This is a genomic window from Kitasatospora sp. NPDC043950, from assembly GCF_056435345.1.
In genome coordinates, this window is the sequence record NZ_JBWKER010000007.1 from 29,057 (window position 1) to 48,280 (window position 19,224).

At 70.4% G+C, this 19,224-nt stretch carries 15 protein-coding genes, 1 pseudogene and 1 riboswitch; of the genes and pseudogenes, 7 read left to right on the top strand and 9 right to left on the bottom strand.

The window, feature by feature from the left end; genetic code table 11:
* Positions 1-464: 464 nt before the first annotated feature.
* Both AC07BF_RS06800 and AC07BF_RS06805 read left to right on the top strand, forming a co-directional pair.
* Positions 465-1,670 (top strand): cytochrome P450, encoded by a 1,206-nt coding sequence (locus AC07BF_RS06800; RefSeq protein ID WP_478333047.1) that lies wholly within the window; start codon positions 465-467, stop codon positions 1,668-1,670.
* Positions 1,667-2,938 (top strand): MFS transporter, encoded by a 1,272-nt coding sequence (locus tag AC07BF_RS06805; RefSeq protein WP_478333048.1) that lies wholly within the window; start codon positions 1,667-1,669, stop codon positions 2,936-2,938. Before AC07BF_RS06800 ends, AC07BF_RS06805 begins: the two co-directional genes overlap by 4 nt.
* Before the next feature lie 121 nt (positions 2,939-3,059).
* On the opposite strand, the gene AC07BF_RS06810 is transcribed toward AC07BF_RS06805, so the two are convergent.
* The 7 genes from AC07BF_RS06810 to AC07BF_RS06840 form a co-directional block, all read right to left on the bottom strand.
* Positions 3,060-4,103, bottom strand: a complete 1,044-nt coding sequence (locus tag AC07BF_RS06810; RefSeq protein ID WP_363619267.1) for an ABC transporter ATP-binding protein — start codon at positions 4,101-4,103, stop codon at positions 3,060-3,062.
* Positions 4,104-4,137: 34 nt separating this feature from the next.
* Positions 4,138-5,208, bottom strand: coding sequence for an ABC transporter ATP-binding protein (locus AC07BF_RS06815; protein ID WP_363582098.1), 1,071 nt, complete (start codon positions 5,206-5,208; stop codon positions 4,138-4,140).
* Positions 5,205-6,215: an ABC transporter permease gene (locus tag AC07BF_RS06820; protein WP_363582096.1), complete on the bottom strand. Its 1,011-nt coding sequence runs from the start codon at positions 6,213-6,215 to the stop codon at positions 5,205-5,207. The genes AC07BF_RS06815 and AC07BF_RS06820 overlap by 4 nt, the downstream gene beginning before the upstream one ends.
* A 100-nt stretch (positions 6,216-6,315) precedes the next feature.
* Positions 6,316-8,091, bottom strand: coding sequence for an ABC transporter substrate-binding protein (locus AC07BF_RS06825; RefSeq protein WP_400331148.1), 1,776 nt, complete (start codon positions 8,089-8,091; stop codon positions 6,316-6,318).
* A gap of 51 nt (positions 8,092-8,142) precedes the next feature.
* On the bottom strand, positions 8,143-9,132 hold the full coding sequence (locus AC07BF_RS06830) for an ABC transporter permease (protein WP_363582092.1): 990 nt from the start codon (positions 9,130-9,132) through the stop codon (positions 8,143-8,145).
* Between the two features lie 442 nt (positions 9,133-9,574).
* The gene (locus tag AC07BF_RS06835; RefSeq protein WP_478333049.1) at positions 9,575-10,498 is read right to left on the bottom strand and encodes an enhanced serine sensitivity protein SseB C-terminal domain-containing protein; all 924 of its coding nucleotides are present in this window, start codon (positions 10,496-10,498) and stop codon (positions 9,575-9,577) included.
* A gap of 117 nt (positions 10,499-10,615) precedes the next feature.
* Positions 10,616-11,464, bottom strand: coding sequence for an enhanced serine sensitivity protein SseB C-terminal domain-containing protein (locus tag AC07BF_RS06840; protein ID WP_478317264.1), 849 nt, complete (start codon positions 11,462-11,464; stop codon positions 10,616-10,618).
* Positions 11,465-11,666: 202 nt separating this feature from the next.
* Positions 11,667-11,772, top strand: a riboswitch (glycine riboswitch).
* A gap of 201 nt (positions 11,773-11,973) precedes the next feature.
* On the opposite strand from AC07BF_RS06840, the gene gcvT reads away from it, so the two are divergent.
* The 4 genes from gcvT to AC07BF_RS06860 all read left to right on the top strand — a co-directional run bounded on the left by gcvT (position 11,974) and on the right by AC07BF_RS06860 (position 16,594).
* Positions 11,974-13,125, top strand: coding sequence for a glycine cleavage system aminomethyltransferase GcvT (gene gcvT / locus AC07BF_RS06845; protein WP_400806309.1), 1,152 nt, complete (start codon positions 11,974-11,976; stop codon positions 13,123-13,125).
* 206 nt (positions 13,126-13,331) lie between these two features.
* On the top strand, positions 13,332-13,706 hold the full coding sequence (gene gcvH, locus AC07BF_RS06850) for a glycine cleavage system protein GcvH (RefSeq protein WP_350884663.1): 375 nt from the start codon (positions 13,332-13,334) through the stop codon (positions 13,704-13,706).
* Positions 13,707-13,800: 94 nt separating this feature from the next.
* Positions 13,801-15,069, top strand: a complete 1,269-nt coding sequence (gene glyA, locus AC07BF_RS06855) for a serine hydroxymethyltransferase (RefSeq protein ID WP_363582085.1) — start codon at positions 13,801-13,803, stop codon at positions 15,067-15,069.
* A gap of 157 nt (positions 15,070-15,226) precedes the next feature.
* Entirely contained in the window at positions 15,227-16,594 is a 1,368-nt protein-coding gene (locus AC07BF_RS06860) for an L-serine ammonia-lyase (RefSeq protein WP_363582083.1), read from the top strand.
* Between the two features lie 75 nt (positions 16,595-16,669).
* On the opposite strand, the gene AC07BF_RS06865 is transcribed toward AC07BF_RS06860, so the two are convergent.
* Entirely contained in the window at positions 16,670-17,272 is a 603-nt protein-coding gene (locus AC07BF_RS06865; protein ID WP_363582081.1) for an NADPH-dependent FMN reductase, read from the bottom strand.
* 138 nt (positions 17,273-17,410) lie between these two features.
* Here AC07BF_RS06865 and AC07BF_RS06870 point away from each other — a divergent pair, with 138 nt between their 5' ends.
* Positions 17,411-18,154: a TetR/AcrR family transcriptional regulator C-terminal domain-containing protein gene (locus tag AC07BF_RS06870; RefSeq protein WP_400989262.1), complete on the top strand. Its 744-nt coding sequence runs from the start codon at positions 17,411-17,413 to the stop codon at positions 18,152-18,154.
* 268 nt (positions 18,155-18,422) lie between these two features.
* Here AC07BF_RS06870 and AC07BF_RS06875 read toward each other — a convergent pair.
* A pseudogene (locus AC07BF_RS06875) lies at positions 18,423-19,126 on the bottom strand (class I SAM-dependent methyltransferase).
* Positions 19,127-19,224: the final 98 nt, after the last annotated feature.

A 19,224-nucleotide genomic window follows, 5' to 3' on the forward strand; every position in this document is an offset into this window, starting at 1 on the left:
GGGTCGTACGGTATGGAGAATACAATTCGCATTTCCCTCCCGAATTCGATGCACCCTTTGCCCGGGTTGGCTGGTTTGGGAAATTGATCCCGGAAATAACTCATGGACGGGGCCGAATGCCGGTGGTAGTTTCATTTCCATCGAGAGAAGCACTGGGGCTTCGAACATGAACAACCGGAGAGGAGACTTCCGTGCGCTACAACGACTGAAATCCCTGATGCCGATTGCACCGGCATCCCCGATGTCCGAACGTCGACAGTCCGCGCCAATGGCCGGGACATTTAGCTCGGGTAGGTGAATTTCCATGCGTTACAACGACTAATTATATTGCCCGAACCGCGGCAGAGCCCGGTATCGTCGGCGAGAATTGGCGCCGGACCCGGATGCGTCCGGGTCCGGCGCACGCTCGTGGCCCAGCGGGAACATGGGCCTCATAGGCCGTTCAAGAATCCTAGGAATTGTCCATGAAACTCCCGGTCCGCTATGACCCCCTCGACAGCTCCACTCTCGCCGATCCCTATTCGGTCTACGCGGAGCTGCGCGCGTCGGAGCCTGTGCACTGGCACGAGAAGATGCAGAGCTGGGTGCTGACCCGGTACCGCGACTGCCAGATGGTGCTGCAGGACCCCGCGGTGTTCGCGACGGACTGGCGGCGTGCCGGCGAGTCGGTCTCCGAGCCGTGGCTGAGCCTCCAGACCCTCGACCCGCCGGACCACGGCCCGCTCCGCAGCCTCTTCATGAACGCCCTGCGCGCCCAGGACCTGGAGGCCGTCGGCGAGCAGGGCGAGGCCCTCGTCGGGTCGCTGCTCGACGGCCTGGAGGGCAGGGTGGAGTTCGATCTCATGTCGGAGGTCGTCGAGCCGCTCGCCCTGGCGACCATCTCGGAGCTCATGGGCATCGAGCAGCCGGACGTCAGGACCTTCGCCGCGATATCGGATGCCATCGTGCGGAGCATGGACGCCGGATTGGCGCCCGAAACCGCCGGGGACGGAATCGAGACCGGTACGGAACTCAGGAAACTCGGCATCGAGGCGCGCGGCCGACTGAGCGAAATGGTCGAGTCCTGGTTCACGGCCAATCCGCGCCCCGGACTGCTGGCCCATGTCGCCGGCAACCGTGCCGAGGTGGATGTCGCCGATTCCTTCGTCCGGAACACGGTGCGGGTCGTCTTCCAGTCCGGCTACAGCTCGATCGTCGCCGGTGCCGGAAATGCCATGCTGGCGCTGCTGGAGAACCCCGACAAATTCGAGGCGATGCGCGACCCGGCGCTGCTGTCGAGTGGTTTCGACGAACTCATGCGCTACGACGCGTCGGTTCAGGGGACCAGCCGCATCGTCACCGAGCCCGTCGTCGTCGGATCCGTCCAGCTCAAGCGCGGAGACGTCGTCGTGGTGCTTTTCGGCGCGGCAAACCGCGATCCCGAAAAATTCACCCGTCCCGACGAAATCATTCTGGACCGGACACCGAATCAGCACATGGCATTCGGCCGGGGCCCGCACACCTGCGTCGGAAACCTGTTCACCCAGGTGACGCTGCAGGCGCTGATCAAGGCCATTCTGAGGCGCCCCACACGCCTGCGGATGACCGGGGAGCCACTGCGCCAGCGCACCGCGACCATGCGCTACCTGGCGACGTTGCCGGTCACCTTCCAGGCGGCTGCCGCCACGTGACGAAAACGGATACGACGGCTCCCCCGACCCGGACGAGCGCTGCCCGGCTGGCCCTCGCCAGGGCGGTCCCGCCGGCCGGGCCGGTGCGCGGACTGACGCTGTCCACGTTCCTGACCACCCTCGGGGACGGGCTGTTCGCCACCGTCAGCGTTCTGTTCTTCACCCGGGTGGTGGGTCTGCGGATGGTGGACGTGGGCATCGGGCTCACGGTTGCCAGCCTGGCCGGCCTGCTGGCGGCCCTGCCGATCGGACACCTCTCCGACCGCATCGGGCCGCGGCGGGTCCTGCTCGTCCTCACCGTCGCCGCGGGGCCGGCGGTGCTGTGCTACCTGGCCGTCGGCTCCTTCTGGCCGTTCGCCGTCACGGCGTGCGCGGTGGGCGTCGTGCAGCGGGGCTGCCGCACGGTCCTGCCCGCCCTGGTGTCCCTGATCGCCTCGGCCGAGGAGCGGGTGACCGCGCGCGCGCACCAGCAGGTCGTGAGCAACATCGGGATCTCACTCGGCGCGGGAGCCGCCGGCCTGGCCCTGTACCTGGACACCCGGGCCGCGTACGAGGCGATGGTGGTCGTCGCGGCGCTGGCCTACGCGGGGTCGGCCCTCGTGCTGAACCGGATGCCCGTACGGCATCCGCCTCCCGCGCACATCGAGAAGCAGCCGCTGGGAACAGCGTTCAAGGACCTCCGGTACCTGCGGTTCACCGGGCTGAACGCCGTACTGTCGCTGAACGGCGCCCTCATGGAGATCGCCATTCCGCTGTGGCTGGTCACCCACACCAAGGCACCCGCCTGGCTGTTCAGCGCCCTGATCGTCCTGAACACGGTCCTGGTGGTGATCTTCCAGGTCCAGGTGAGCTCCAAGGGCAACGACACCACCCCGGGCCTGTGGGGGCGGATCTCCCGCCTCGGCGGGTTCTTCCTCGGCTGCGCCTGCCTGCTGTACGGCGTCGCAGGCTGGGGGAACGCCCTGGTCGCGACCGGCATCCTCGGCCTGGGGATGATCGCCCACACGTGGGGGGAGATGTACCAGGTCTCCGGCGAGTGGGGGCTCAGCTTCCAGCTCGCTCCCGAGCACGCCACCGGCCAGTACCAGGGCGTCCTGGCCATCGGCCGCGGAGCCGCCAATGTGGCCGCGCCGGTCGCCCTGGTCGCGGTCGTCGGGGCCGGTCAGTACGGGTGGGTGGCGCTGGCGGCCGTCTTCCTCGCGGCCGGGCTCGCGATGCCTGCGGCGACCCGGCTGCCCACCGGCAAGGGCCCCGACCCTGACGCGTGATCAACACCGCACCGCCCCAACCGGGATGAGGGCCCCGGACGCCACGATGCGCCGCACCGGAACGACCGGCTGATCAAAGCCGGTGTTCCGGTGCGGCGCATCGTTCGCGTGGGCCCACGCCCTACTTCCCCTCGCCCAGCTCGGGGAAGTGGCACGCCACCTCGTGCCCGGTCTTCAGCGCCGTCAGCGGCGGCTCCTGGCCGGCGCAGACGTCCTGGGCCTTCCAGCAGCGGGTGCGGAAGCGGCAGCCGCTGGGCGGGTTGATCGGCGAGGGGACGTCGCCCGTGAGCAGGATCCGCTCGCGGCCGGCCCGCTGGCGCCGGCGCGGGTCGGGCACCGGCACCGCGGACATCAGCGCGTTGGTGTACGGGTGCAGCGGGCTCGCGTAGAGGGAGTCGCGGTCGGCGATCTCGACGATCTTGCCGAGGTACATCACCGCGACCCGGTCCGAGACGTGCCGGACCACCGAGAGGTCGTGCGCGATGATCAGGTAGGTCAGGCCGAGTTCGCGCTGGAGGTCGTCCAGCAGGTTGACCACCTGGGCCTGGATGGAGACGTCCAGGGCGGAGACCGGCTCGTCCGCGATGATCATCTTCGGCCGGAGGGCGAGTGCCCGGGCGATGCCGATGCGCTGGCGCTGGCCGCCGGAGAACTCGTGCGGGTAGCGGTTGTAGTGCTCGGGGCTGAGCCCGCACAGTTCCAGCAGTTCCTGGACGGCCTTCTTGGTGCCACCCTCGGGCTCCACCTTCTGCAACCGGAACGGCGCGCCGACGATGGTGCCGACGGTGTGCCGCGGGTTGAGCGAGGAGTACGGGTCCTGGAAGATCATCTGGATGTCGCGGCGCAGCGGCCGCATCGCGCCGACGCCCAGGTGGGTGATGTCGGTGCCCTCGAACTCGACCTTCCCGCCGGTCGGTTCGTCGAGCCGGGTGACCAGTCGGCCCATCGTCGACTTGCCGCAGCCGGACTCGCCGACGACCCCGAGCGTCTCACCGGCGTTGACGGTGAAGTCGATGCCGTCGACGGCCCGCACCGCACCGGTCTGGCGGCGCAGCAGTCCGCCTCGGATCGGGAAGTGCCGGGTCAGGCCGGTCACCCGGAGCAGCGGCTCGCGGTCGGGGGCGGGCGCGGGCGCGGTGGCCGTGGCTGCCTGAGTGTCCGTCATCGGTTCTCTCCAGAAAGGTGGTACGAGGCCGGGCTCACAGCCGGGGCGCGATCTCTTCGGCGAAGATGCGGTGCCGTTCGGCGGCCGGGAGGTGGCAGGCCGCGTAGTGGCCGGGCGAGGCTTCGGCCAGCACCGGGAGCTCGCTCGCGGAGCGCCCGCCGGTCCGGTCGGCGTACGGGCAGCGCGGGTGGAAGGCGCAGCCGGACGGCACGTTGATCAGGCTGGGCGGGGTGCCCTTGACCGGGACGAGGCGGTCCTGGAGTTCGCGGTCCAGGCGCGGCATGGAGCCCAGCAGGCCCCAGGTGTAGGGGTGTTCGGGCGCGTCGAAGAGGGTCTCGGCGGGGCCGCGCTCGATGCACTTGCCGCCGTACATGACCAGGATGTCGTCGGCCAGTTCGGCGACCACCCCGAGGTCGTGGGTGATGATGATGACGGCCGAGCCGAACTCGTCCTGGAGGTCGCGGATGAGGTCCAGGATCTGCGCCTGGACGGTGACGTCCAGGGCGGTGGTGGGCTCGTCGGCGATCAGCAGCGAGGGGTCGTTGACCAGCGCCATGGCGATCATGGCGCGCTGGCGCATGCCGCCGGAGAACTGGTGCGGGTAGTCGTCCACCCGGCGGTCGGGCTGCGGGATGCCGACCCGGTCGAGCATCTCGACCGCGCGGGCCCGGGCCTGCTTCTTGGATGCCTGGGGGTGGTGCACCCGGTACGCCTCGACGATCTGCGCGCCGACGGTGTAGTAGGGGTGCATCGCGGTCAGCGGGTCCTGGAAGATCATCGCCATCTCGCGGCCGCGCAGTTGGCGCACCCGTTCGGGGCCCGCCGCGATCAGGTCCTCGCCGTCCAGCCGGATCTCGCCGGTGATCCGGGCCCGCTTGGTGCGGTGCAGGCCCATGATGCCGAGCGAGGTGACGGACTTGCCGGAGCCGGACTCGCCGACGATGCCGAGGGTGCGGCCCTTGTGCAGGTCGAAGCTGACCCCGTCCACCGAGCGGACCAGGCCGTCGTCGGTGTCGAAGTGGATCCGCAGGTCGCGGACGGAGAGGAAGGGGTCGCCGGACGGGGCCTGGGCGGCGACCGCCTCGGTCTTCTGGAGCTCGGTCACGAGAGCCTCACCCGGGGGTCGACGAGTGCGTACAGGAGGTCGACCACGAGGTTGCAGGCGACGATGAAGAAGGCGGCGAGCAGGGTGACGCCGAGGATCTTGGGCAGGTCGTTGTCGGCGATCGCCTGGACGGCGAAGGCGCCGACGCCCTGGAGCGAGAAGACCTGCTCGGTGATGAGGGCGCCGCCGAGGAGCAGGCCGAGGTCCATGCCGAAGATGGTGATGACGGGTGTCAGCGCGGCGCGCAGTCCGTGCCGGGCGACGACCTTGCGCTCGACCAGGCCCTTGGCCCGGGCGGTGCGGATGTAGTCCTCGCTCATGGTCTCCAGCATTCCGGCGCGGGTGAGCCGGGCGTAGAGCGCGGAGTAGAGGAAGGCCAGCGAGATCCACGGGAGGATCAGGTTGCGGGCCCACATCAGCGGGTCGTCGGCGAAGTCGACGTACTGGAGGTTGTCCAGGATCGGCCACTCGTAGCTGAACAGGGCGAGCAGCACCGCGCCGGTGAAGAAGACCGGCAGCGAGACGCCGGCGAGGGAGATGCCCATGGCGATCCGGTCGAAGACCGAGCGCGGCTTGAGCGCGGAGACGACGCCGGTGGCGACGCCGGAGACCAGCCAGAGCACGGCCGCGCCGACGGCGAGCGAGAGGGTGATCGGGACGCGCTTGATCAGCTCGGGCCAGACCTCCAGGTGGTTCTTGAAGGAGTAGCCGAAGCACGGTACGTGGCAGGTGACCGGGTCCGGGCCGAACTTGTACTCGGCGCCGCTGACCAGGCCCTTGAGGAAGTTCCAGTACTGGGTGTACAGCGGCTGGTCGAACCCGAGGTTCTTCTTGACCGCGGCGATCGCCTCGGGGGAGGGGTTCTTCCCGACGTACTGCGTGGCCAGTTGGTCGGTGGTCTCGCCGGCGATGCGCGGGAGCAGGAAGAAGATCGCGAAGGTGACAGCGCTGACCACCAGCAGCAGCACGACGGCCGCGAAGATCCTGCGGATGATGTAGGCAAACACAGTTGGGCGGCTCCGGCGGCCCGCCGCCGTCCGGGGTCTTCCGGACGGCGGCGGGCGGCCGCTGCCTTCACCTGCCTTCAGGGATGTGGAGCCAGGCTCTTTACTTGGTGGTGCCGATGTTCAGGTAGTCGTACTCACCCGAGAAGCCCGAGGTGGACGCCAGGTTGGTGGCGCTGTCCGGGCGGTACAGGAAGACCTTGAAGTAGGTCAGCGGGACGTAGACCGCCTGGTCCATGATCTTCTTGTCGATCTGGCCGTAGATCTTCTCGCGCGCCGACTGGTCGGTGTTGGTGATGGCGTCGTCGAGCAGCTTGTTGACCTCGGGGTCGTTGAGCTGGGCCAGGTTGCTGTTGCCGGAGGCCTTGATGGCGCGGCCGTCGGAGATCTGCTGCAGGAAGCCGTAGCCGGTCGGCCAGTCGGCGCTCCACTGCATCATCATCAGACCGATGTTGTGGTCCTGGGTGAACTGCGGGACACCGGCGGCGTCCGAGAAGTACTTGCCCTGCGCGTACTTCTGGATCTCGACGTTGATGTTGATCTTCTTCAGCGCGGCCTGGATCGCGGTCGCGGCCTGGACCTCCGGGTCGCGCTCGGTGCGGGCGGTGATCACCGTGCTGAACCCGTCGGGCTTGCCGCAGGCCTTGAGGGCGTCCTTGGCCTTGGCCTCGTCACCCTTGTTGCCGTTGGTCGCCCAGGTGTTGAAGTCCTGGTGGCCCGGGACGTCCGGCGGGATCACCGTGTTGGCGATCTGGCCGCGGATCGGGCCGCCGAGCGTGGTCTGCACGGAGACCTTGTCGATCGCGTACTGGACGGCCTTGCGGCACTCCAGGTTGTCGAACGGCGCGACCTTGGTGTTGATCGCGACGTACGCCAGGCGGCCGCCGTAGGCGTTGTCGGTGTTCGCCTTGAGCTTCTGGTTCTGCAGGATCTGCGCCTGGGTCTGCGGGTCGACGCCGCTGCCGACCAGGTCCACCTGGGCGTTGCCCGCGATCAGGTCCTTGTCGATGGTGGACTGCTCCATGCCCATCCGGACCACGATCTTGTCCGCGAGCTGCTTGCGGATCGGGTCGGTGCTCGGGTCCCAGTTGGTGTTCGGCACCAGGGTGAGCTGCTTGCCGTCCTCGTAGGACTCGAACTTGTAGGCACCCGAGGCGACCACGTGCTTCACGTAGCCGGCGCCGTCGTCCTTGGCCTGCGGGACCGGGACGGTCTGCGGGGAGCCGACCAGGTAGTCGAAGTCCGCGAACGGCTGCTTCAGGTGGAAGACGATGGTCTGGTCGTCCGGCGTCTCGATCGAGTTCAGGCCGCCGGTCTTGTCCTTGTACGGGCCCTGGTACGGGGTCTCGTTGTCGACCAGCAGGTCGTGGAAGTAGGTGGGGCCGTTGGAGTTCACGTCCGGCGCGAAGTTGGAGCGCTCGACGGCGTACTTGACGTCCTTCGAGCTGATCGGGGTGCCGTCGTCGAACTTCAGGCCCGCGCGCAGCTTGTACGTCCAGGTCAGGCCGTCCGCGCTGACCTTGCCCAGGCTCTCGGCGAGGTCCGGGACCAGCTTGTTGCCGTTCGAGCCGGCGCCCGGGGCGAAGGTGGTCAGCGGACGCCCGTACAGGCGCGAGAAGTTGTAGATGTAGGCGTAGTACGTGTTGCCCGGGTCGAAGGAGTCCGGGGCGCCCTTCATCTCGTAGGTGACCGTCCCGCCCTTCTTGTCCGAGGCGTTGACGATGCCCTTGGTGGCGGCGTCGGCACCGCCGCCACCGGCGCTGCTGCCGCTGGCGGAGGAGGACGAGCCGGAGCCCTTGCTGCCGGAGGTGCAGCCGGTCACGATCAGGACCGCGGCGGCTGCCGCCGCGGTCAGGGCGACGGTACGGGACCTGCGCATGGGTGAGATCAACCCCTTGAGGATGGGAAGGAGGGAGGGCCTGACGTTGCGTCAGTTGCTCTTGGGATCGAGGGCGTCACGCAGCCCGTCGCCGAGCAGGTTGAAGGCGAGCACGGTGAGGAAGATCGCCAGACCGGGGACCACCATGTACTGGGGGTCCACCTGGTAGTACTTGATCGCGTCCTGGAGGATCCCGCCCCAGGAGGCCTGCGGCGGCTGGATGCCGACGCCGAGGAAGCTGAGGCCCGCCTCGAAGAGGATGTTGGTCGGGATCAGCAGGGTCGAGTAGACCAGGATCGGACCGACCAGGTTCGGCAGCAGTTCCTTGAACAGGATGAACGGGCCGCGGGCGCCCAGGCTGCGGGCCGCGTGGACGAACTCCCGCTCGCGCAGCGACAGCGTCTGTCCGCGCACGATCCGGCCCATGTAGGGCCAGTTGAAGAAGCCGATCACGAAGATCAGCACCATGATGTGCAGCGGGAGGCCGTGCAGGCCGAACGCGCCGCCCTGCAGCGAGGTCGAGATCGCGATGGCGAAGAGCAGCAGCGGGAAGGCGAGGAAGACGTCCATGACGCGGCTGATCACGGTGTCCACCCAGCCGCCGTAGTAGCCGGCCATGACACCGAGCACGGTGCCGATCGTGTTCGACAACAGGGTCGCGCCGAAGGCGACCAGCAGGGAGACCCAGGAGCCCTCGATCACGCGGGAGAGCAGGTCGCGGCCCTGGAGCGGGTCGACGCCGAGCGGGTGGTCCCAGCTCATCCCGCCCCAGTCACCGAGCGGGATGCCGCCCAGGTTGGCGTCGAGCAGGTCCTGGTTCAGGGCGTCGGGGTCGAGGCCGAACAGGGCCTCGATGGGCTTGGCCAGTACGGCCAGCAGGATCAGCAGGATCACCACGACGCCGCCGGCGACGGCGAGTTTGTCGCGCTTGAAGCGGGTCCAGGCGATCTGGCCGAGGGAGCGGCCCTCGATCTTCTTGGCCGGGCTCGCGGGGGCGGGTGCCTCCGGTTCGTTCCCGGTGGTTGCGATGGGTGCGGTCATGGTCAGTTGGTCCCCTCGCCGACGGTGGCCGGCCCACGGGCGCCGGTCACCGGTTCGGCGGTACGGCTGCGGACGTGCGGAGGTGCTTGGAACGGGTGTTCGCGGCAGTACGTCGTGCACGGGTACTGCCCCAACGCGGGATGGGCTTCGCGTGGTTCTGGCGGTCGGCGTGCGCGTTCACCTTCGTGGGGTTCCCAGTACGCGCGGTGCGTTGCGCAGAACTCTCTGCCATCCGAACTGGCTTGCGCCAGCCCTGACAACCGACAGATGCCCAACTGTGATCTGTGCGCATGCACCTCCTCCGTCTTCGGCATATCCCTCTTCACACGGCTGTAACTGGCATGTCAAGATGATCGACGGTAACGGCCGGAAGTTCGTCCGGAAAGCACCGAAGCCGACCTGATGCAAGATCAAGTCGGCTTCTGGAAAAAGGTTTTGGTTGTCAGCGCCCCGGGTATCCGAGCCACGGCTGCTGCGGCTGCCCGGTCCAGCCCTGCGCGGGCTGCTGCGTGCCGTAGCCGTAGCCCGGCCCCTGCTGCGCGGGGTACGGCGGAGGCGGCACCGGCGGGTACGGGCCGGTCGGCGGCCGCCCCGCCTCCCGGTCGAAGAACGGGCGCGAATGGGCCCGCATCCACAGCGCCACCGGGTCGTACTCGTCCGCCATCGCCACCGTGGACACCGCCAGCCCCTCCGGGGCCACCGCGATCGCCCGCTGCATCAGCGCCCGCACGGCCTCCACCGCCGGCGGTGAACTCTCGTACAGCTCCAGGCCGATCGCCAGGTACGGCTCCCCCACGGCCGGCTGCACCCAGGCCCGGCGCAGCGCCCGCACCGCGCGCACCTCACCGGCCTGCCGCTCCAGCAGCGCGAAGAACGGCTGGGCGTTCAGCTGCGGCTCGCTCAGCTTCAACGGCCCGGCCGGCAGCCGCTCCAGGCCCGCGGCGATCCGCCGCAGGTCCGCCCAGGGCACCCCGACCCCGCCGCCGGGCGCGTGCGGGTTGAGCCACAGGCCCCAGCGGGTCCGGTACAGCGAAGCGGCGATCTCCCGCCCGGAGATGACCTCGTGGGCCCGCGCCCAGCCGGACGACGCCAACTGCTCGGACGAGGTGACGGCCGGCGCGTAGCCGTGGCCGCTGATCTCCATGTTCCCGTACTGGGCGTCAGCGCTGCCCGGCGCACCGTGCCACAGCAGCATCCAGACCTGGCCGTCGGCCAGTGCGTGCAGCAGTTGCTCGTACGCCTCGTAGCGCTCCGGCGCGACCTCGCGCAGGGCGCGCTCCAGCGCGCCCGGATCCGCTCCGGGGCGCCCGGCGGGTGCCTGGCCCCAGGGCCCCGGTGCACCGCCCGCTACCGCTCCCGCACTCATGCGCCCACCTCGCCGCGCCTCTTTCCTCAAGCCTGCCGACCCGTCGGCCGTCTGCACGCACCCTATGGCGCGGCACCGGCCACCGCCACGGCGACGTGCCTCCGATACGAACCCCGCTCAACCCCGCGCGTAGAAAGGGAGTACCCGGGTGAGCAGCCACTCGACCACCGGGTCATCGGCGAGATCGAGCAGTACGAGGTGGACGCCCCCCGGCAGCGGCGCGGTTCCCAGCGCGCGGCCGAGCGCCTCGTTCACCGCACCCGGGTCGGCCGGGGCCGTCTGGTCCAGCTGGACGCCCACGAACATCACGGTCGGCTCGCCCTCGATGCTGGCGAGCGCCCGGCGCGCGGTCAACACTCCGGGCAGGGCGGACAGTTCGGCCCGGCAGGCGGCCAGGAAGTGCTCCGGGTCCTCCCCCGGCACCGGCTCGCGCAGCGCCACCCGGCCACCGGTCGGCGCCTCCGGGCCCTGTCCCTGGTTCTGGTTCTGGTTCTGGTTCTGACTCTGGCTCTGCTCCTGGTCGGCCAGGCGCTCCTCGCGCGGGCCGCGCCGCAGCTCCGCCACACCCTGCGGCGGCACCGGGATGCCCACCGCCGCCTCCGGGTTGACCGCGATGCCCACGCCCAGCGGCAGCCCGCGGGCGAACTCCCAGACCGGCGCCACCGCGAAGGCCATCCCCGGCGCCTGCCGCAGGAACACCTCCTGCGAGGAGAACACCGGCACGTACGGCTCGCCGGCCAGCTCGATGGTCGGCAGGTCCAGCGCGGGCCCCCGCGGGTCGCCGCCGGCCGGCAGCGGGATCCACACCTGGCTGCGGGCCAGCACCTCGATCACCCGCGGCGTCGCACCCGGATCGCCCAGCGCGGCGGTCAGCACCTGCTCCAGCTCGTTGGCCGGCCACCCGCCGCCCGGCGGCGCCGACTCCGGCCCGCCCCACCCCTGCTGCTGCTCCACCGGGTACCCCATGCGCGCCTGATCCGCCCTCTGCCGGTCGGCCGCCCTCTGCTGCGCCGACGCGCAGCAGTCTAGGGCGCACGCCCCGGGGGCGCCGGTTCGCGGTGGCGCGGTGTGACCGGGTCCCCTCTCCCGTCGTCGGCGCGGACGTGCCATGATGTGCGCGTTCGACGGCGCGGCGCGCCGGCGGACCGACAACTCCATACCGGCCGCTCGAACCCGCGCGGGAGAGCCCGGAGTGCCCCGTCAGGCGGCACAGCCGGCGCCGAAGGAGCAACTCCTCCCCGGAATCTCTCAGGCCCCCTTACCGCACGGGTTAGGCACATCTGGAAAGTGGCGCACGGCCCTGTCGCGCGCCCACCCACGGTGCAAGCCACCATGCTGTCCTGGATGCTGGAAACAGCTGCGGGCAGGTGGGCGGTGAAGCTCTCAGGTTCGACGACAGATGGGGAGACCCACGCCGCCGCATGCCCGCGCGCAGGGTCGGCCCCCGAGCGGGTCCGGTTCCGGCGCGTGCACCCATGAGTGCCCAGACCGAGGAGTTCCAGGCCATGTCGTCCCTCCGCCTCACCGCGCTCGACGCGCTGCACCGCGCCCTCGGCGCGACCATGACCGACTTCGCCGGCTGGGACATGCCGCTGCGCTACGGCAGCGAGCGCGAGGAACACCTCGCCGTCCGCACCCGGGCCGGACTGTTCGACCTCTCCCACATGGGCGAGATCACCGTCACCGGCCAGCAGGCCGGCGAGATGCTGGACCACGCGCTGGTCGGCTTCGTCTCCGCGCTGGGCGTGCTGCGCGCCCGCTACACCATGATCTGCGCCGAGGACGGCGGCATCCTGGACGACCTGATCGTCTACCGCCTGCGCGAGGACGCCTTCCTGGTCGTCGCCAACGCCTCCAACGCCCAGCTGGTGCTGGACGAGCTGATCGCCCGCGCCAAGGGCTTCGACGCCGTCGTCACGGACGACCGCGACACCTACGCGCTGATCGCCGTCCAGGGCCCGGAGGCCACCGCGATCCTGGCCGGGACCACCGACGCCGACCTGCCCGGCCTGAAGTACTACGCGATCCTCCCGGCCCAGGTCGCCGGCCGCGACGTGCTGCTCGCCCGGACCGGCTACACCGGCGAGGACGGCTTCGAGATCTTCTGCAACCCGGGCGACGCCGAGGGGGTCTGGCAGGCGCTGACCGCCGCCGGCGAGGGCCGCGGCCTGGTCCCGTGCGGCCTGTCGTGCCGCGACACGCTGCGCCTGGAGGCCGGCATGCCGCTGTACGGGCACGAGCTCTCCACCGACCTGACCCCGTTCGACGCGGGCCTGGGCCGGGTCGTGCGCTTCGACAAGACCACCAACGAGGGCACCTTCGTCGGCCGCAAGGCGCTGGAGAAGGCCGCCGCCGAGGCCGAGGCCAACCCGCCGCGGGTGCTGGTCGGCCTGGTCTCCGAGGGCAAGCGCGTCCCGCGCGCCGAGTACACCGTGGTCTCCGCCGACGGCGCCCCGATCGGCCGGATCACCTCGGGCGCCCCGTCCCCGACCCTGGGCCGGCCGATCGCGATCGCCTACGTGGACGCGGCCCACGCCGCCCCCGGCACCGCCGTCGCGGTGGACGTGCGCGGCAAGCACGAGCCGGTCGAGGTCGTGGCGCTGCCGTTCTACAAGCGCGGCCGCTGAGGCCCCGCCCTCCCCGTAGACCCCGTAGACCCCGTGGACCCGGGCCTGCACCATGCCCGACCCGGGCTTGAGCCACGCCTGATCCAGGCCTGGCCCATGCCCGAACCAGGCCTGGCCCATGACCGAACCACGCCTGATCCGCGTCGAAGCCGTCCGTGCGGCGGCCCGCTTCGTCGTACCCGCTTCCCATCCTGGAGAATGACGCCATGAGCAACCCCCAGCACCTGCAGTACACCAAGGAGCACGAGTGGCTGACCGCCGTCGAGGGCGGTGTCTCCACGGTCGGCATCACCGCCCACGCGGCCGACGCGCTCGGTGACATCGTCTACGTGCAGCTGCCCGAGGTCGGCGCCGACGTGACCGCGGGCGAGTCCTGTGGCGAGCTGGAGTCCACCAAGTCGGTCAGCGACCTGTTCTCCCCGGTGACCGGGAAGATCGTCGAGATCAACCAGGACGTCCTGGACGACAACAGCCTGGTCAACAGCGCCCCGTTCGAGGGCGGCTGGCTGTTCAAGGTCCAGGTGGAGTCCACCGACGAGCTGCTCAGCGCGGACGAGTACACCGCCTTCATCGGCGGCTGACCCGCTCGTGACGGGGCGGTCGCAGCGCGGCGGCCGCCCCGCCAGGCTCCCCCCTTCTCCGCTCCCGTCTCTCTCCTCCCGGGAAGACCACACCATGACGGTTCTGAACCAGTCCCTGCACTCCCTCGACCCGGAGATCGCCGCCGCGGTCGACGCCGAGCTGCACCGCCAGCAGACCACCCTGGAGATGATCGCCTCCGAGAACTTCGCCCCGGTGGCGGTCATGGAGGCCCAGGGCTCGGTGCTCACCAACAAGTACGCCGAGGGCTACCCCGGCCGCCGCTACTACGGCGGCTGCGAGCACGTCGACGTGGTCGAGCAGATCGCGATCGACCGCATCAAGGCCCTGTTCGGCGCCGAGCACGCCAACGTCCAGCCGCACTCGGGCGCGCAGGCCAACGCCGCCGCGATGTTCGCGCTGATCAAGCCGGGCGACACCATCCTGGGCCTGGACCTGGCCCACGGCGGTCACCTGACCCACGGCATGAAGATCAACTTCTCCGGCAAGCTCTACAACGTGGCCGCGTACCACGTGGACGAGAAGACCGGCCAGGTCGACATGGCCGAGGTCGAGCGCCTGGCCAAGGAGCACCAGCCGAAGCTGATCATCGCCGGCTGGTCCGCCTACCCGCGCCAGCTGGACTTCGCCGCGTTCCGCCGGGTCGCCGACGAGGTCGGCGCGCTGCTGATGGTGGACATGGCGCACTTCGCCGGCCTGGTCGCCGCCGGCCTGCACCCCAACCCGGTGCCGTACGCGGACGTGGTCACCACCACCACCCACAAGACCCTGGGCGGCCCGCGCGGCGGTGTCATCCTGTCCAAGGCCGAGTACGCCAAGAAGATCAACTCCGCGGTGTTCCCCGGCCAGCAGGGCGGCCCGCTGGAGCACGTGATCGCCGGCAAGGCCGTCGCCTTCAAGGTCGCCGCGTCCGAGGAGTTCAAGGAGCGCCAGCAGCGCACCCTGGAGGGCGCCAAGATCCTCGCCGAGCGCCTGCTCCAGGCCGACGTCGCCGAGGCCGGCGCCTCGGTGCTGTCCGGCGGCACCGACGTGCACCTGGTCCTGGTCGACCTGCGCAACAGCCAGCTCGACGGCCAGCAGGCCGAGGACCGCCTGCACGAGGTCGGCATCACGGTCAACCGCAACGCCGTCCCGAACGACCCGCGGCCGCCGATGGTCACCTCCGGCCTGCGCATCGGCACCCCCGCGCTCGCCACCCGCGGCTTCCAGGCCGAGGACTTCCGCGAGGTCGCCGACATCATCGCCGAGGCGCTCAAGCCCGCCTTCGACGAGGACGCCGCCACCGCGCTCAAGGCCCGCGTCACCGCGCTGGCCGAGAAGTACCCGCTCTACCCGAACCTCTGATCACCGCGGTGATCGTTCGGGCGGGGTGACCGGCCTCACCCCGCCACGGCACCTGGGATCCCGGGGGACCGCGCACACTGGACAGTGCGCGCGGTGCCCCGACCCGTGTCGTCCCCCGCCCGCCAGTCCTTCCACGAGACAGACAAGGACGTCCCCCGTGGCCCTCAGCGTCTTCGACCTCTTCTCCATCGGCATCGGCCCGTCGAGCTCCCACACCGTCGGCCCGATGCGTGCCGCCCGGATGTTCGCCCGGCGCCTGCGGTCCGAGGACCTGCTCGCCGAGGTGGCGAGCGTGCGCGCCGAGCTGTACGGCTCGCTGGGCGCCACCGGCCACGGCCACGGCACCCCGAAGGCCGTCCTGCTCGGCCTGGAGAACAACTCCCCCCGCACGGTCGACGTCGACCAGGCGGACAAGGACGTCGAGCGGATCACCACCGAGAAGCGGCTCAACCTCCTCGGCACCCACCCCATCGACTTCGACCCGGGCACCCAGGTGGTCCTGCACCGCCGCCGCTCGCTGCCGTACCACGCCAACGGCATGACCATCTGGGCGTACGCGGCGGACGGCTCCACGCTGCTGGAGAAGACCTACTACTCGGTCGGCGGCGGCTTCGTCGTCGACGAGGACGCCATCGGCGCGGACCGGGTCAAGCCCGACGACACCGCGCTGCGCTACCCCTTCCGCACCGGCGAGGAGCTGCTGCGGCTCACCCGGGAGACCGGGCTGTCGATCTCCGGCCTGATGCTGGAGAACGAGAAGGCCTGGCGCTCCGAGGAGGAGATCCGGACCGGGCTGCTGGAGATCTGGCAGGTCATGCAGGAGTGCGTGCGGGCCGGCATGTCCCGCGAGGGGATCCTGCCCGGTGGCCTCAAGGTCCGCCGCCGCGCCGCCGCCGCCGCCCGCGCGATGCGCGCCGAGGGCATCGGCCCGGCCAACGCGATGGAGTGGGTGACCCTCTACGCGATGGCGGTCAACGAGGAGAACGCCTCCGGCCGCCGGGTGGTCACCGCTCCGACCAACGGCGCGGCCGGGATCATCCCCGCCGTCCTGCACTACTACCTGAACTTCATCCCGGGCGCCGACGAGGACGGCATCGTCCGCTTCCTCCTCGCGGCCGGCGCCATCGGCATGCTCTTCAAGGAGAACGCCTCCATCTCCGGCGCCGAGGTCGGCTGCCAGGGCGAGGTCGGCTCCGCCTGCTCGATGGCCGCCGGCGGCCTCGCCGAGGTCCTCGGCGGCACCCCCGAACAGGTCGAGAACGCCGCCGAGATCGGCATCGAGCACAACCTCGGCCTCACCTGCGACCCGGTCGGCGGGCTCGTCCAGATCCCCTGCATCGAGCGCAACGGCATGGCCTCCGTCAAGGCCGTCACCGCCGCCCGGATGGCCCTGCGCGGCGACGGCCGGCACCACGTCTCGCTCGACAAGGCGATCAAGACGATGAAGGAGACCGGCGCCGACATGAAGATCAAGTACAAGGAGACCTCGCGCGGCGGCCTCGCCGTCAACGTCATCGAGTGCTGATCACACCCGCTGTCGCCTGAGCCCCCGGACCCGTCCGGGGGCTCTCGGCGTTCCGGGGCGTCCCGAGGCGCCTGCTCAGGCCGCGAACGGGCGGACGCGCCGGGCGTCCCGCAACGCCTCCGCCCACCAGGCGAGTTGGTCGAGCATGGCCTTGGCGGCGGCGTCGGCGGCCGGGTCGAGCGGCTTGCCGTCGACGCCGAAGCACTGGGCGGCGCCGTGGAAGCTGACCGTGTTGCGAATCGTCATGGCGTTCAACTCGGCGAGCACCACTCGCAGTTGCTCGACGGCGCGCAGACCGCCGGAGAGGCCGCCGTAGGAGACGAAGCCGACCGGCTTGCCGTGCCACTGGCTGTTGTGCCAGTCGATGGCGTTCTTCAGCGGGGCCGGGAAGCTGTGGTTGTACTCGGGTGTGACGACCACGAAGGCGTCGGCAGCCTCCAGCCGGGGCGTGACGGCAGCGAGCAACTCGGCTGCGCCCGGCTCCAGTTCACCACCGAAGGACGGGAAGGTGGTCGGCAGCGGGGTCTCGACCAGATCGATCAGGTCGGCGGTCATGTCGCCGCGCGCGCCGAGGTGGCCGAGCAGCCAGTCGGCGACGACGGGCGCGAACCGGCCGCTCCGAGTGCTGCCGACGACGACCGCGACCTTCAGGCTCTTCTCCGAAACGTCCTTGGCCATGAACATCCCCCTCCGGGACGATGTGTACAACGTATCTTCCGGATGCAACGTACACATCGGCGCGTACGCCGTCTACTCCCGATACGCCGTACACGCCGGTGGTACGGTGGGAACCCCAGCCGGAAGGAGCCCGCCGTCATGCCCGCCCAGCAGGCCCCCACCGGGGACGACGACCAGACCAAGCCCCAGGCCTCGCTCTGGGAGCGCCTCGCCCGCCCGGCCCCCGCGCCGCGCACCACCCTCACCCCGCAGCGGATCGCCGAGGCCGCGATCGCGATCGCCGACGCCGAAGGCCTCGACGCCGTCACCATGCGCCGACTCGCCACCACCCTCGGCGTCGCCCCGATGGCCGCCTACCGGTACGTCTCCGGCAAGGACGAACTCATCGACCTGATGGTCGACTTCGTCTACGGCGAACTCTCCCTGGACACTCCCTCCAGCGGCTGGCGCGACACCATGCGCACCCTGGCGCTCCACCTGCGCGCCATGAACCTGGCCCACCCGTGGGTCGTCCGCGCCGGCGCCGTCCCCCTCACCCCCAACCAGCTCGCCATCCCCGAACGCGCCTTCGCCGCCCTCGCCGACCACGGCCTGGACGCCGACACCACCATGGCGGTCTTCCGCACCGTCACCGGCTACGTCCACGGCTCCGTCGCCGCCGAGCTCGCCCTGCGCATCCTCCAGCGCGAGCACGGCTGGTCCGACGGTGACGAGACCCGCGCCGGCCTCGCCCCCCGGATGTCCTTCCTGATGGACACCGGCCGCTACCCCACCTACCAGCGCTACCTCCACGAGGCCACCCGCAAGGACGACCCCACCTGGCAGTTCGAGACCGGCCTCGACTGCGTCCTCACCGGCATCGCCACCCACCTCGGCATCTGAGCGCGCCTGGGCATCCGAGCGCGACCCGGCCCCCAGGTGGAGGAAATTATGTAGACCGGTCTACATTCCAGGTGCGGAATATGCAGACCGGTCTATCTCTTCGGTGCACCCCCACGCACCTCCTGCGCAGGAAGTCGGCCCCGCCGACTTCCTGTGCGCCCCAACCCTCCACGAACGCACCCTATGTAGACCGGTCGATATATTTTCTCCGGCCCCGCGCGAACGCGCTATCCAGCCTCGCGCGCAGAAAGTCGGCCCGTCCGACTTCCTACTCCGAGGAGAGCACCCCCACGATGAGCAGCCGGTACCCGTAGTCCATGTGCTCCTGGTCGAGGAGTTCGGCATGGCGGCGGTGCCAGGCGCCGGATTCGAGGTCGGCGCGCAAGCGGGCGATCGCCGGCCGCACCACTGCGAGCGGCAACTGGGCGAAGGTCGAGCCGGCCGGACGACCGGGTCGAGGTAGAACTCGGGCCGCCGCCAGTAGGCGATCTGGTAACCGTCCGTGAAATCGTGCGGGACGGGGAAGGGCAGCACCGTGTGCGCGTCCAGCGCGTCGACGACCTGGGCCAGCGGCGTGAAGCGGCTCTCCTCCAGCTCCCGGATCTCGGGCAGGTACTCCTCCAGCAGCCATAGTTGCGGACGGTGGGCCGGGTCCCAGGTGAAGACGACCTGCCGCCGGGCGACCCGCCGCGGCTCCGCGAGGCCCCGTTCGGGATCCGGCCAGTGGTGGACGGTCATGACGGCCATCGCCGCATCGAAGGAGCCGTCCGGGAAGGGCAGTCGCTCGGCTCCGGCCTTGACCTTCCGGTGCCCCGGGTGCTGGTCGAGCATGACCTGGGAGGGGTCGACTGCGGTGACGGTGGCGCCCTCGGGCTCGTAGGATCCGGCGCCCGCACCGACGTTCACCACCGACCGGGCCCTCTGGAGGGCGGCACCGATCGGGGCGTGCAGTCGGGGATCGGGCCGGCGGATGGCGCGGTAGCCGACCCCGATGCGGTCGTACGTCGCCTGCGGTCGTACGTCGCCTGCGGTCGGCCGTCCGTGGTCTCCTCCACGCGGTCAAGCCCACC